We start from the raw sequence: 13,868 nt of genomic DNA, 5'->3' as shown, positions 1-13,868 counted from the left end.
TGAGCGGCGCAAATCCCGCTCTGGTCAGTTCGACCTGAGCTTGGTGCTGAACCAACCCGATTCACGGCCCCGCCGCGCCACGTTGAGGCGTTCGTAACCGTGTTGCGCGTGAGCGCCCGTTCACAGCGAGTTAACTGCGCCTAGCCGCGCGTGAAACATCCGGCTGGCGTCATCATCTCACCCCACTTCAGGAGGAGTGTATGCATTCTCCCCCACGCGGCATTCTCGCCGCCCGACGCCGGGCCAATCGACGACGACTGGCTTGGCTGCTGACCCCGATCCTGGTTTTCGTAACAATCGGGGTCAATCCGTCCTCATCCAACGCGCTTCCGATCGGTGTAGGAACGCCGGTGCAATTCACGCTCACCGACAACCAGGGTGCGTGGTTCGACACCGGTGCGACGCTGTTCGGCACGCGGTCGCTCGGCGTCGCCGTGACGCCGCGGACCAAGCTCGCGTCGCTGCCGCTGAACACCGACACGCTGCTCAACGGCGATCTCGGCGGCGGCCTGCTCAACCTGCCGCTGCTCAACGGCGACGCACCGCTGATCGGCAGCCTCGGTGTGAACGTCAACAGCCTGCTCAACCTCGACCAGCTCAACTCGGCGGTCGACGCGGCGGGCGGCGCGCTCGGATTCCTGAACCCGACGATCCAGCGTGCCAAGACGCAGATCAACCAGCTCAGCCAGCAGCTGTCGACGGTGCCGGACAGCAGCGCCACCCCGCTCGGCAGCCTGCCCGTGGGGCTCGACCTGATGCGCACGCTCAAGGAGGTCGCCGCGCTGGCGCCCACGGACCTGAGCCTCGCGCCGAAGGCGAAGTTCGCGGTGGCGGCACCGGCGGCCGCCTCGGCCCACTCGGTGACCAGCCTGATCTGGCCGGTCGGCGCGCAGCCGATCGACCAGAACAGTGCGTTCATCGGCAACGCCGAGGCCAACCTGACCGAACCGGGCCTGTACGCGTGGGCCTGCAAGATCCACCCGTACATGCTCGGCGCTGTGGTCGTGGACGACCCGCTCACGCCCGGCCTGGACTTCGGCAAGAAGCTCAACGTCAACGTCAAGGGCGGCATCGTCGTGCCCAGCTCGGCCGACGTGGTGCAGGAGCTCGTGCAGAAGTTCTTCCGGATCACCACGCCCGACAACTGGCAGGTCTACAGCAACACGCAGACCAAGAACTGGAACCCCTACTACCCGCCCGCGCCGATCCTGGAGTACGACGCGAACGAGCAGCCGGTGATCATCCCGAGCCTCGACGCGTACTACAACAGCAAGTTCACCGAGGGCGTCACGCTGCCCGCGCTGACCCAGCGGCCGAGCGTGCCCGGCGTCGGTGAGCTCTGGGTCGACACCCAGATGGAGCAGTACGCCGGCAAGGTCAAGTCCGGCGCGGCGACCAAGGTCGACGTGCAGAACTGGACCGTGGACCGGAAGGTGGCGCTCCCACAGATCAACCTCAACAACCCGCACAATATGTGGTCGGACCGCGACGGAAAGTACATCTATCAGACGGAATGGTTCTCCGACCGCCTGACCGTGTTCGACCGGACCACGGGTAAGCTCGTGCGAACCATCCAGGTCGGCCCGGACCCATCCCATGTGATGACCCGGACCGACACCGACCAGCTCCACGTCGCCATCAACGCCGGCAACGCGGTGGTCGAACTGAGTCCGGGTGCCAAGCAGATCGACAGACGCATCCTGGTGCAGGGTCCCGGCCAGACACCGGCCCACCCGCACGCGCACTGGATGAGCGCCGACGGGCACACCATGGTCACGCCGAACGTCAACCACAACAACTCGACGATCGTCGACGTGCCGTCGGGCTCGATCCAGGAGGTGCAGACCGAGCAGCTGCCCATCGCGACCGGCATGATGCCGGACTCCTCGAAGTACTACGTGGCCAACTTCCTCGGCCAGAGCGTCTCCTGCATCTCGCTGGACGGGCCGGCGTGCCATTCCGACAGCGGCACGAACGTCGGCTACAAGTCCATCAACCTGTGGGCGAACTACGACATGGTGACCGGGGCGACGACCGGGGGCTTCGGCGGCCTGCCGATCCAGATCCCGGTCAGCCCTGACGGCAACGTGGCGTTCGTGGCGAACACGCTCACGAGCAACATCGCCGTCATCGACACCAAGACCGACAAGGTCATCAAGTACCTGCCGTGCGACTCCGGCTGTCACGGCATCAACTTCGGTGCCAAGCGCGGCGGCGGCTACTACGCCTACGTGTCGAGCAAGTTCGCCAACACCCTCGCCGTGATCGACCCCGACCCCAACGGCGACGGCAGCCCCGCCGACTCCACAATCGTCGGCAAGATGGTTCTCGACTCGGCCGCGGGCACCGCCGTGGACGACGTCGTGACCGGCTACAACGGCATGGGCGGGCAGGGCGTCTTGCCCTATCCGATCGTCTACAACGGCTGGGTGCAGAACGCCACGCCGGAGATGGCGGACCAGCTCACGTGTGCCCAGCTCAACCCCATCAACCAGGGGGTCTGCGAGTAACTGCGGGCCCGCACTGCGGGGGAGGGACCGTAAAGCGGACGGTCCCTCCCCCTGACCAGGGCCCCCGATCGCGCACCACCCACGCCGGTCCATTCGGCCGCCGACACGTGGGCGCGTGCATCCCACAGTAGACGAGGAAGTACACCCATGTCTGATACGACCGCGCCGGAGCCCTTCGCGGCCCTCCGGCGCGCCCTCTCCGACGCCTCGCCACCGGTACGGCGGCTCATGCTGATCGGCGTGATCGCGCTCTCGATCCTGGTCCCCGGCGCGGCACTGTTCGCGCCGAAGGCCGCGGGCGCGACGAACCACACGATCGCGATCAAGAACTTCGCGTTCACGCCGGACGTGCTCACGCTGGCGCCCGGCGACACGGTCACGTTCGTCAACCAGGAGACAGACGGTACCGTCCACGCCATCCGCGGCGACTTCACGTCCCCGGACCTGCCGCCCGGGGCGAGCTTCATGGTCACCGTCGCCACCGCCGGCTCGTACAACTACTACTGCAGTTTCCACCCGTACATGACCGGCATCATCAACGCCGGAACGGCACCGCCGTCGCCGTCGCCGTCCCGGTCACCGAGCGTGAGCCCGTCGCCGAGCGGCAGCCCGGGCACGAGCCCGAGCCCGAGCGTCACTCCGACGACGCCGCCGCCCGGCTCCGCGCCCTGCGACAACCCGGCCCTCGGCGCCGACCAGGGCGATGGCACCCGGCTGGCCGCCTACAACCTGGTCGGCACCGTCAAGGTGTTCAAGCTGTGCATGTCGCAGACCGACTGGGAGGTCTCGCCCGGGGTGGTGAAGCAGGCGTACACGTTCAACGGCATAGTGCCCGGCCCCACCATCAAGGTCAACGAGGGCGACCAGGTGCGGGTCATCGTGCAGAACGACCTGCCGGAGCACACGGCGGTGCACTGGCACGGCATGCAACTGCCGAACGCGCAGGACGGCGTGCCGGACATCACGCAGCCGCACATCATGCCCGGCAACACCTACACGTACGAGTGGACCGCCAAGTCGACCGGCACGCACTGGTACCACTCGCACATGGGTGGCGGCCAGGTCGGCCGGGGCCTCTACGGCGCGCTCCTGGTGACCCCGACGCTGGGCGACATCGCCGCCGACAAGCACTACACCATCGAGATCGGCGACGGTTCCAACGGGTTCACCTTCAACGGCAAGTCGTACCCGGCGACCGTGCCGCTGACGGCGTCGGTCAACCAGAAGGTCCACGTCCGGCTGATCGGCACGGGCCCCGAGATGATCCACCCGATGCACCTGCACGGGGTGCCGTTCCAGGTCGTGGCCCAAGACGGCAACAAGCTCGCCTCACCGTACACCGTGGACACGCTCAACGTCGGCGTCGGACAGACGTACGACATCGTGTTCCAGCCCAAAGAGCCCGGGAAGTGGCTGCTGCACTGCCACATCTTCTCCCACTCCGAGGGACCCAACGGCATGATCGGCCTCGTGACGATCATCAATGTGACGCCGTAATCGCCGGCTGAACCCGCCTCCGAACCCGTGCCGGTCAGCCGTGCGCGCACCTGGCCGGCACGGGCTCCACATACCGATCGCGCAAGGAGTCCGTGCATGAAGCCCATCCGTGTCGTCGCCGCGACGCTCGTCGCCGGCGTCGCCGTCCTGCTCGCCCCCACCTTGCCGGCGTGGGCCCACGTCACCGTTTCCCCCTCGGTCGCCACCACCGGCGGCTACGGCACGTTCGCGTTCAAGGTGCCCGACGAGCGCGCGGACGCGAACACGACCCGCGTCGAGGTCGTCTTCCCGGAGAACGCCCAGCTCACCAGCGTCTCCCTGCGCCCCGTCCCGGGCTGGAAGGCCACTGTCGCCACCCGGCAACTGCCGAACGCCGCGTCCGCCGGGCACGACGACGAGGCCGGCAACAAGGCCGTCACGGGCATCGTGTGGGAGGGCGGCGCCATCAAGCCCGGCGAGTTCCAGGTCTTCGAGGTGTCCCTCGGTCCGCTGCCCACCACGCCCGGCCAGCTCGTGTTCAAGGCGCTGCAGACCTACAGCAACGGTGAGGTCGTCCGCTGGATCGACATCCCGGAGGCCGGCGCGCCACGGCCCGAACACCCGGCGCCGGTGATCGACGTCAAGCCGGCGGACGCGCAGGCCAACGCGCCCGCCGCGGCCACTCCCACCCCCACCCCCACCGACGACGGCGTCGCTCGCCTGCTCGGCTGGGCCGGCCTCGCGCTCGGCGCCCTCGCGCTGCTGACGGCGGCCGCGACCGGGCTGCGCCGGCGCACCTCGGTGCCGGCCTCCGCGCCGCTCGCGGAGGCGGACACCGCCGCGCGGCTCTCGCCGTGACCCGCATCAGGACGCGCGGCGCGGGGCTCGCCGTCCTCCTGGCAGGGTTCGCCACCGCCGTGTCCCTCGTGGTGGCGAGCCCTGCCTGGGCGCACGCGGAACTGGTCGACGCCGCGCCGGCCAACGGCCAGATCTACCAGGACTCCCCTCGGACGCTGCTGCTGCAGTTCACCGACCCGGTGACCGTGCCGCCGGACGGCCTGCGGCTGTTCGGCCCGGACGGCGCCCGCATCGGCATCGGCGCACCGGTCCACCGCGTGGGCGACGACACGTCGGTGGAGGCCCCGCTGAACGGGAAACTCGCCGACGGCGTCTACACCGTCTCGTGGCGGGTGGTGTCCTCCGACAGCCACCCGGTGCAGGGCGCCTACACGTTCACCGTCGGTACGCCGGGCAGCCGCCCGGCCGGTGTCACGCCCCCGGGCGATCGTTCCGGCGATGCCGCGACGGCGTACGGCGCCGCCCGGTGGGCCGCGTTCGCGGGGTTCGCCGTGCTGCTCGGCACCGCGTTCTACCTGGCGTGGTGCTGGCCGGCCGGTGCGCGGCGACGGCCGGCCCGGCGGGCGTTGTGGGCAGGTTGGGGCGCCAGCCTCGCCGCCGCGATCGCCTCCGGCCTGTTGTACGGGCCGTACGTGGCCGACGGCGATGTGGCGGGCGCCTTCGACCCGCGGCTGCTGTCCACGACATGGGCCACCGGCCTGGGCCGTGCCCTCGGGATTCGCGTCGCTCTGCTGCTCGCCGCGGCGCCCGCACTCGTCTGGCTGCTGAACCGCTACCCGGACGCGCCGGACCGCCGCACCCGGTGGACGGCCGCGGCGGCGGTACTCGCGGCCGCTGCGGCGCTCGCCGCGACCTGGAGCATCGCGAACCACAGCGTGACGGGCGAGGCCGGCGGGTTCGCCGTGCCGGTCGACGTCGTGCACCTCGTCGCCGGCTCGGTCTGGCTCGGGGGTCTCGTCGCGCTCGCCATGACGCACGTGCCGACCCGCGACGCCGTGACCCTGCGCGTGGCGGTGCCCCGGTTCTCGCACACGGCGCTGGTGTGCGTGGCGCTCATGGTCGCCACCGGCCTGTTCCAGGCCTGGCGGCAGGTCGGGTCGCCGCCGACGCTGTTCGCCACCGCGTACGGCCGGGTTCTGCTGGCGAAGGTCGCCCTCGTGGTCGTGCTGGTCGCGTTCGGCGCCGCCGCCCGCGGATGGGTCGCCCGCCACTACGGCGCGGGCGGCAACCGGCGCCGCGGCGGCCCTGACCCGCACCAGCTCTACGCGTTCTACCGGCGGCTGCTGGGCGAGACGGCGGTGGGTGCCGTCGTGCTCGGCCTGTCCGCCGCGTTGGTCGCCATGGAGCCGGCCCGCTCGGCGTACGCCGAGCACCGCTCGACGGCGGCGCCCGCGAATACGGCGGCGCCGGTGCCGGCCGTGCCCACACCCGTGCCGTTCTCGGCCGGCTCCGGCCCCGCCGCGCGCGGTGCGGTGCTGCTCGCGGTATTTCCGCCCAAGGTGGGGCCGGCGCAGCTGCACCTGTCGGTGCTCGGCCCGAACGGCGCGCCGCTCAACGTGCCGGAGGTGCACGCCGCCATGACCCTCACAGACCGGGACCTCGGGCCGATCCCGGTGGAGCTCCAGGGCGCCGGCGGGCACTACATCGGCCAGCTGAACCTGCCGTTCCCGGGTCGCTGGCAGGCCGTTCTCACGGTCCGCACCACGGAGACGGACCAGGCCACGGTTCGCGTCGTGGTCGACGTGAGCGCCTGAAGGGCGGATTCGGGCAAGCCACGCGGCACGCGGGCCGAGATCGACACGGCGGTCGCGGACGCGCAGTGCCGGGCCAAGACCGGCTACTCCGACGTCCGCCGCACGGTCTACGTCGAGGCCCAGCAGCGCGTCATCGACCGCGACCGTGCCAGGCTCGACGTCATCAGGTCGCTCAACGAGGCCCGCCTCGCCAACTCCGCGAAGGTTCTCGGCTCTCAGCGCAGGTAGTGGAACTCGGGCTTCGGGTGCATGAGGAAGTCGTGGTGGGAGATGTTCCAGGCGTACGCGCCGGCCATGGCGAAGGCGACCACGTCGCCGACGGCGAGGGCGGCGGGGACGCGGCGGGCGAAGACGTCCTTCGGGGTGCAGAGCCGTCCCACCAGGGTCACCGGGCCGTCCTCACCCTCTCCACTTCGAGGCAGTACGGCGAACGGCTGGTCGTGGCCCTTCGTCACCGGCGTCCGCAGGTGGTGGGTGCCGCCGGAGAGCACGGCGAAGCGTTCCCCGTGGACCCGCTTCACGTCGAGCACGGTCGTCAGATACCACCCGCAGTAGGCGGTCAGGGCCCGCCCCGGCTCCACGCGCAGCGTCTCGCCCGGCCGGGCCAGCGCCCGCAGGCCCGCGCCGTACGCCGCCCAGTCGAACCGCTCCTCGGGACGGGTGTAGGAGACGGCCATCCCGCCGCCGAGGTTGAACTCCCGCAGGCCCAGGCTTCTGCCGTACGCGAGCACGGCCTCGGCGAGGGTGAGCAGGTCGGGGGCGGCCAGGCCACTCGCCAGGTGGGCGTGGACGCCCCGTAGCCGCAACGCCTCCCACTCGTCCGGCCCGCCTGAGACGTCGGCTGAGACGTCGGGTGAGACAGGGCCTGGCGGGCGCCCCGAAAGCCCGTCTGAGCGCCTCCCTTGGATTCTGTCCGAGGCGGCGTCGCCGGGGGTGGGATGACCGAGCAGGGCCAGGCATTCGGCGACCCCGTCCGGGTCCATGCCGAACGGGGTCGCGCCGCCGCCCATCGCGAGGGCCGCGCCGGTGACGGGCACGTCGAGGTTGACCCGCAGCAGCACGTCCGCCGGGCCGCGCAGGCGCCGCAGTTCGGCCGGGCTCTCGACGTGCCACCGGTGCGCCGAAGGGGCGAGCGCCAGCTCGGCGCCGGTCTTGCCCGGCCCGCCGAAGCTCAGCCGGGCGTCCGGCAGCAGCGCCCTGACGTGCTCGAACTCGCCGCCGGAGGAGACCTCGAACCCGTCCGCGTACGGCGCGAGCGCCCGCAGCACCTCAGGGTCGGGGTTGGCCTTGACGGCGTAGCAGAGCTCGGTCCCGGCCAGTGCGGCGCGTACGGCCGCCGCGTGGCGGGCGAGCCCGGCGAGGTCGTAGACGTAGGCGGGGACGTCGTCCAGCGACTCGGCGATCTGCCGCACACCCAATGGGATGTCCATGCTCATCCGCGCCCCCTGGCGTGGGTCGGCTCGGGCCAGAGCGGGCCGGGGCGGGGCCCGGGCGGCGCAAGCGGGTTGGCGACGTGCACATATCCGGCCTCCCGGTCGGCCGCCCTCGCCCACCGTACGGTGAGGTTCGCCTTGGCGGGCAGCGGCGCCCCCGCCAGCAGCCGGGTCAGCGGCACGAGGGCGTCAGGACCGGCAGCGTGGCTGTCCACGTAGCGCTCAAGGGACGCGCGGGCGGCGGCCCACAGGTCCCGCAGGAGACGCTCACCTCCCGCGTCCGCCAGCCGGGCCGTCGCCGGGCCTGTCGTCCGGCCCGTCGCCGCGTCGGCCACTGCGTCGGCCACTGCGTCGGCCACTGCGTCGGCCACTGCGTCGGCCACTGCGTCGGCCACCGAGTCGGCCACTGTGGCGGCGACCTCCGCCAGGTGGTTGACGAACAGGCAGTAGGCCACCCGGTGCCAGCCGCGGCCGGCGTCGTACGACAGGGAGTCGGCGACCTCGCCCGGCAGGCCGGTCAGGTCGTGGCGGCCGGTGACCAGCTTGGTGCCCTCCAGGTCGCGGAAGACGACCTCGGCGGGCCACCCGTCCGCGTCGAACCCGACGAGCACGTTCTGCACGTGGGGTTCGAGCACGACGCCGTGCCAGATGTAGGCGTCGAGCACCGGGTATGCCACGCGCTCGGCGTACGCCTCGAACCAGGCGACCGGGTCGGCCGCCCGGCGGGCCAGGACGGCCTTCGGGACCCCCTCGCCGCCCGCCGCCACGGCCGCGGCGAGGACCGGCGTGATTCCCGGCCCGCACACGGCCCACGGCCCCGTACGGACGATCACCGAGAGCCCTTCGAGCAGCCGTGTGCCGAGCGCGGCCGACCGATAGCCGGGCTCGGGCAGCCAGCGCGTGCCGGGAAAACGCCTGTCCAGAAGCTCGAAGACGGGGGCGAGCCGCCGGGTCAGCTCCACCGCGCCGGCCAGCTCGTACCACGCGTTCTTGCGCACGCAGTTGGTGATCCGTACGTCGAGGCTGAACTTCAGGCACACACCGGCGCCGGGGTCGTACACGGTCCGGACCGAGGAGGTGGGCACGAGCGTGCGGGGGCCGGGCCCGAGGTCCACGAGCCGCCCGTCCGCGAGCGGCTCCCGCAGGTCGGCGGCGAGCAGGCGGAGCTGCCACGGATGGGCGGGCAGCGGCAGGTAGTCCGGCGGCGCCTCGCCGAAGCCGTCCAGCGCCGTCGTGTCGCCCTCCTGGGCCACCAGGTCGGCGCGCACTCCGAGCAGTCGCGGCGCGAAGCGCGCGTGCGCCTCGGGCGCGTGGTCCAGCCAGCCGTCACCCGCGCGGGCCTTTGGAGCCGGATGGAACGGGTGCCCGGCCACGAGTGCCTGCTCCGAGACGAGCCAGGGGTCTGCGGGCGGGGCGGCCCGCTCGCGAGCGGCGAGGATCGCGGCGGCCGCGTCGCGCCCGGCGCGGACCTGGTCGGCGAACTCCTCGTTGCCGCCGTCGAGATCGCTCTCCACGAGCGCGAGGAGGGAGGGTAGGTCGAGGGGCTGCCACCGCCCCTCCGCCAGGAATTCGGGCGGGCCGTCGAAACGCAGGGCGATGCCTCCGCGTGCGCGGACGCGCACCGGCGTCCCGGCCACCCGGAGCGTCAGATGCGGTCCGGCGGCGCGTACGTCGCCACGCGGGCCGCCGATCTCACGCAGCCAGCAGCGCAGCAGCGCCCCCAGCGCGGTCTCGTCGGCCTTCGGATCCGCAGCTGGGAGATCCACGGAGCGGGCGCCTCTCAGATAGTTGGGGCCGGTCGTTCCGTAGAACTTGTTGACGTCCCGGGCTCCGGTGCGCTCCTTCGCGACGAGCGTCCCGGCGACCACCATCGACTTGCCGGTGAGGCGGGCGGCGTCGAGGGTGCGGGCCCGCAGCAGCCGGGCCATCGGGTCGTCCCCGTACGGCTCCAGCGCGGCCGTCAGCGCCCGCCGGACCAGCGCGGCGCCGGAGTGGGGCAGCAGGCCGTGGGCCACCGCCATGGCGGCCAGGTGCAGGGTGATCGTCACGAAGACGTCGGCGAGCGCGTAGGGGTCGTCGGTCAGCATGCGCGCGTCGTCGAAGTCCGGAGCGTCGAGCCCGGCGGCCCGCAACCGCCCGGGGGAGACGAGCAGCCCGTCGTTGTCCTTGGCCAGCAGCCGCATGGGCCCGTCGCCGAACAGCAGGGCCAGGTTCTGCTGGTGGGCCTCCAATGCGACGCCGTACCGCACGAAGAGTGCGACGTTCCAGGCGAACAGCGCCGAGAGGTAGTCGTCCAGCAGTGCGCGCATGTCGCCGCCGTAGTGCCGCCCGGCCACCTCGTGCGCGACGAGCCGGTCGTCCTCGTCCGGCAGCGGCGCGAGGAGGGCCGCGACCGGGACGATCTCGCCCTCGGGCAGCCCGCGGACCAGCCAGCCCAGATATTCGTGCCCCGCGTGCCCGTACGTCTGCTCGTCGGCGAGCGTGGCGCGCAGGCCGGGCTCGCGCAGCAGGATCCGGCGCAGCAGCGACTCGGCCAGCGCGCCGTCGCGCAGCGTGCCCGGTTTGATCGACCTGCGGTTGCGCAGGCCGAGCGTGCTGGTGGGCAGCGGCACCTTGAGGTGGACGCGCGGGCCGACCTCGACCGTCCGCATCGACAGGGTCGGCCGCACCTCCAGGTACGGACGCCGCCCCGGCACCAGCCCGGAAAGCCCCGCCACCTGCCCGGAAAGCCCAAGCTCAGGCACGGGAAGCGCAGGCTCCGGCCCGGCGAACTCCGGGGTCGCGCCGGAAAACCCGGGGGCCACCCCGGGGAGCCCCGCCACGAGCGGCTGCGCCAGGGGATGGACGGGGAACAGCACGTGCGTACGGGCGAGGCCGGGCGGCAGCCCAACATCTTCTGGCTGGGGCCACCACGCGGGCGGTTCCGGCCGCGACAGCGTCGCAAGCTCCCGCGGCACCGCCGCCCAGCGCATCGCGAACTCGGGGGCGAACTCCGGCGCGTACGACGGCAGGTCGCCGGGGGAGACGCCGAGGCGGCAGCGCGCCGTCGGATAGAGCGGATGGTCCACCGAGGCGGCCAGCGACTCGTAGCGGATCAGTCCGTCCCGCCCGCGCAGCCGCCGGGCCACCTCGCCGCCCAGCCGGTGCCGGGCCTTCAGGGCCGTGAGCGTCTCGCGGCACTCCCGGGCGAAGGCGGCGACCCCCTCGGCGTCGGCCGGGTCGGCGACCTCCCGCAGCGTGTCCAGCACCTCGGCCAGGCGCAGGCGCTCATCAGGGGCCGTCGAGAAGTCCTGGAACGGGCTGCCCGGCGTGAGGCCGGCCCGCCGTCCCGAGGCGAGGACGATCGCGACGCCGTCCCTGTCACGGGTCACCCGGGAGGAGACACCGCCGTAGTCCTCCCGCAGCAGCGCGTCGAGCACCCGCGCGGCGAGGTAGTGCTCCGCCGTCATGCCAGCACCCAAGGGTGCTCCTTCCGGAACGCGTCCACCGCGGCGTCGACGCGCTCCCGGTCCGGTCCGACGGCGCGGAGCAGGCCGAGATAGTCGCGATTGGTGCCGGTCACCTCCACGTGGTCGCCGACCTGGCGCAGCGCCCGGTGCCACAGCCGTACGCCGTCCCCGTCGCCCGCCGCAGGGATGCCCGGCCCGGAAAGACCCGGCGCGGAGAAGCCCTGCGCGGGAAGGCCCGGCCCGGAAAGACCTGGCGCGGGGAGGTCCGGCGGTGCGGAGGTGACCGTGCCGGAGCGCTCGGCCACGAGGCTCACGACAGACCCGTACGCCGGACGTGGGCCGCCGACGCCGGACGCAGCGTGGTCGAACGCAGCGGCGCCGAACGCGTCGAAGTCGAACGTGGAGAGGGGTTCGCCTGCGTGAATTCGCAGGATCCATTCGTGCAGGGGTAGGCCGAGGAGGTCGGCCAGCAGGAAGTCGCAGGTGTCGCCGATGAGCCGATAGTTGATCTCGATGATCCGCGGGCCGTCCCGGGTGACGGCGTATTCGGTGTGACACACGCCGAAACCGACGCCTGCGGCGTCCAGCGCGGCGGACAGGTGGGGGAGGTGCCCGGGGTCCGGGGGTCGCCAGTCCAGGCGTTCCTCGATGAATCGCGGTGGCGGGCCGAGCGTCGTGGCGAACCCGCCGAGGACCCGCCGCGCGCCGCCGCTGTGACGCCCACCGCCGCCACCGCCGTCCCGGCCACCGCTGTAACGGCCGCCGACACTGGCACCGTCGCCAAGGGTTTCCAGTGTGCGCACCGGCCCGTCCAGGAACTCCTCGGCCACCAGGACCTCGGCCGGGCGGCGCTCCCGGATCTCCGCCACCGCCGCGCGCAGCGCGTCCGGGCCGTCCACGAGCACGACGTCCTCGCTCGCCACGCCGAGCGCGGGTTTGACCACCACCGGGTACGGCAGGTCGCGCGGGAGGTCGCCGCCGGGAGGGATCCGTACGGACCTGACCGGTTCCACGGCGGCGAGGGCGCGGCGGGTCAGCGCCTTGTTCTTGGCGGTGACGCAGGCCCGCCAGTCCTTGCCCGGCAGGCCGAAATACTCGGCGGCGAGCGCGGTGGGGGCCTGGAGGTGGTCGGAGTTCGAGAAGATCGCGCCGGGCGCGTGATGGGCGGCCACGGCGTCGATCACGGCCCTGGCGTCGCGGACGTCGGCGGCGAGGACCTCGCATCCCGGGCACCCGGCATACCGATCAGGTTGGTCGGTGAGTATCGTCACGTCCCAGCCCAGCGCGGCCGCGGCGGGAAGGAATCCGCCGGTCACCGAGTCGGTCGGGTTGAGCGTGGTGAGGTACAGCCGCACCGGCCCTCCGATAGGTAAGGCTAACCTAAGTGAGTGCATCCTAGCGCGGTGACGCGAGGAACGGGCTTGACGGGGAGATTGCCGCGGCGGCGCCAGTGGAAGGATGACGGCGTGGAAATCGCGGACGGACTGCTCGGCCCCCTGCTCCTCGCGCGGAGCGCCATCGACCGATCGGCGGCCCTGCGCGGCGACGAGGAGTGGCTGCGAAGGGCCTGGGAGGCGGAGAAGACGAGGGTCCTCCTCGTCCACGACGGCCGCACGCTGATCAGCCGCTTCACCGACGGCGCGGCGCTGGTGCTCACCTCTCCGGCGGAGGCGCCGGAGGGCACGCGCTATCTCCTCGGCGTGGACGAGGACGGCGTGCCCTACTTCGCGGTCAACGCGCCGCTGCCCGAGCCCGCCCGGAGCGCCGGCGACGTGGCCGGCCTGCGGGAGGCCGCGGTGCTGCTCGACGACCGCGACGCGGGGCTGCTCGTCTACGCGGTGGCCCTGGAGGCCTGGCACGCCACCCATGAGTTCTGCCCCAGGTGCGGCGGCCCCACGGACGTGACGGCCTCGGGGCACATGCGGGTGTGCCCGCGCGACGGCAGCCAGCACTTCCCCCGCGTCGACCCGGCCGTGATCATGCTGGTCCACGACGACGAGGGCCGCGTCCTGCTGGCGCGTGGCCCGGCGTGGCCGGCGAACCGGATGTCGGTGCTCGCCGGGTTCGTCGAGCCGGGCGAGTCGCTGGAGCACGCGGTGGTGCGCGAGGTCCTGGAGGAGGTCGGCGTCGCCGTCGCCACCCCGCGCTATCTGGGCAGCCAGCCCTGGCCGTTCCCGCGTAGCCTGATGCTCGGCTTCTTCGCCCGCGCCGTCACGACCGACCTGCGCCCCGACCTGGACGAGATCGCCGAGGCCCGCTGGCTGTCCCGGGCGGAGCTTGACGCCCAGGTGCGGTCGGGTGAGCTGCTCCTGCCGCCCGAGGTCTCGATCGCCCGGCGGATGATCGAGACCTGGTACGGCGGGCCGATCCCCGACTCCGGCCGGTAGA

The 13,868-nt window shown here is 72.5% G+C and carries 8 protein-coding genes; 5 read left to right on the top strand and 3 right to left on the bottom strand.

Annotated elements, in window-relative coordinates; translation table 11 throughout:
- Window positions 1–350 precede the first annotated feature (350 nt).
- From Mam01_RS20725 to Mam01_RS20710, 4 genes are all read left to right on the top strand, one after another.
- Window positions 351–2,510: a hypothetical protein gene (locus Mam01_RS20725; RefSeq protein WP_204286895.1), complete on the top strand. Its 2,160-nt coding sequence runs from the start codon at window positions 351–353 to the stop codon at window positions 2,508–2,510.
- 147 nt (window positions 2,511–2,657) lie between these two features.
- Window positions 2,658–4,007: a multicopper oxidase domain-containing protein gene (locus tag Mam01_RS20720; protein ID WP_204286894.1), complete on the top strand. Its 1,350-nt coding sequence runs from the start codon at window positions 2,658–2,660 to the stop codon at window positions 4,005–4,007.
- 96 nt (window positions 4,008–4,103) lie between these two features.
- Window positions 4,104–4,844 (top strand): YcnI family copper-binding membrane protein, encoded by a 741-nt coding sequence (locus Mam01_RS20715; protein WP_204286893.1) that lies wholly within the window; start codon window positions 4,104–4,106, stop codon window positions 4,842–4,844.
- Window positions 4,841–6,598 carry a copper resistance CopC/CopD family protein gene (locus Mam01_RS20710; RefSeq protein WP_204286892.1) on the top strand — a complete coding sequence of 586 codons (1,758 nt, stop codon included), beginning with the start codon at window positions 4,841–4,843 and terminating at the stop codon, window positions 6,596–6,598. Before Mam01_RS20715 ends, Mam01_RS20710 begins: the two co-directional genes overlap by 4 nt.
- Window positions 6,599–6,813: 215 nt before the next feature.
- On the opposite strand, the gene Mam01_RS20705 is transcribed toward Mam01_RS20710, so the two are convergent.
- From Mam01_RS20705 to Mam01_RS20695, 3 genes are read right to left on the bottom strand one after another with little or no spacing between them, the layout of a single operon-like run.
- Window positions 6,814–8,034 (bottom strand): type III PLP-dependent enzyme domain-containing protein, encoded by a 1,221-nt coding sequence (locus Mam01_RS20705; protein WP_239101476.1) that lies wholly within the window; start codon window positions 8,032–8,034, stop codon window positions 6,814–6,816.
- On the bottom strand, window positions 8,031–11,492 hold the full coding sequence (locus Mam01_RS36795) for an IucA/IucC family protein (protein WP_307820073.1): 3,462 nt from the start codon (window positions 11,490–11,492) through the stop codon (window positions 8,031–8,033). The genes Mam01_RS20705 and Mam01_RS36795 overlap by 4 nt, the downstream gene beginning before the upstream one ends.
- On the bottom strand, window positions 11,477–12,835 hold the full coding sequence (locus Mam01_RS20695) for an ATP-grasp domain-containing protein (protein ID WP_204286891.1): 1,359 nt from the start codon (window positions 12,833–12,835) through the stop codon (window positions 11,477–11,479). Before Mam01_RS20695 ends, Mam01_RS36795 begins: the two co-directional genes overlap by 16 nt.
- A gap of 117 nt (window positions 12,836–12,952) precedes the next feature.
- Between Mam01_RS20695 and nudC the strand changes: the two genes are divergently transcribed.
- Complete coding sequence (gene nudC / locus Mam01_RS20690; protein WP_373868712.1) at window positions 12,953–13,867, top strand: NAD(+) diphosphatase; 915 nt, start codon at window positions 12,953–12,955, stop codon at window positions 13,865–13,867.
- Window position 13,868: the final 1 nt, after the last annotated feature.

The organism is Microbispora amethystogenes (genome assembly GCF_016863015.1).
In the GTDB taxonomy this organism is placed as follows: Bacteria; Actinomycetota; Actinomycetes; order Streptosporangiales; family Streptosporangiaceae; genus Microbispora; species Microbispora amethystogenes.
The sequence above is the reverse complement of the archived record's forward strand: the minus strand, read 5'-3'. Positions and strand labels throughout refer to the sequence as shown.